We start from the raw sequence: 744 nt of genomic DNA on the forward strand, positions 1-744 counted from the left end.
GAAAATATTATAAAGTTTATTGGTAAAGGGAGATTTTATGAAAAAAACAATTATTGTAGTTATAAGTATGGTAATATCATTAACATTTGTTGGATGTAACTCTTCAGGTAATAAAGATACATATAATCATACATGGGATTATGAAACTAAAGAATATAAAAATATGAGTGTTAGTGAATTAATTAAACTAAGAGATAAATTAATTGATGATGAGTACAAAGGAATAGAAGAAAGTTATGCGAAAGAACAAAAAAAAGAAATTTTTGGGGATGGGACTCATCAATTAGATGGGTTTGTAAATAACATTTATAGTAATATGTCTGAAAAAGATAATTTAATTAAGCAAATAAAATTAATTAAGTATTCAGATGCTTTTGATTATGGTATTAATCCATGTGGAGAATTTATGTATAGGACTAATATAGATTATCAGTTTAGTGAGTTCTTTACAATTAACAAATTATGGAGTGAGGAAAATAAAGAAAAACGACATTTTGATCCAGATGTTTTAGTTGATAATTTTGAAAAAATCTATGAATACACTGATTTAAGTAAATATGAGGTATTTAATATAATTATTACCGGTTATTGTAGCGCGAATGGAAAAATATCAACAGAAAAAAAAGCTACCTTATTAAATAAATATGTAAAACTTAATGATAAAAAATATGACGATAGACTAATGATTAAAGGAAATTCGAAAGATTCCTATATTAATGACCTTAGACATCTTAAAGAAGAATT

1 protein-coding gene is annotated in these 744 nt (G+C 24.2%); it reads left to right on the forward strand.

Going from position 1 to position 744, the window contains the following annotated elements:
• Positions 1 to 37: 37 nt before the first annotated feature.
• Positions 38 to 744, forward strand: a 707-nt coding sequence (locus CHF27_RS14010; protein ID WP_147294105.1) for a hypothetical protein, incomplete at its 3' end; no start/stop codon positions are given.

It is taken from the genome of Romboutsia maritimum (assembly GCF_002251085.2).
In the GTDB taxonomy this organism is placed as follows: Bacteria; Bacillota; Clostridia; order Peptostreptococcales; family Peptostreptococcaceae; genus Romboutsia_B; species Romboutsia_B maritimum.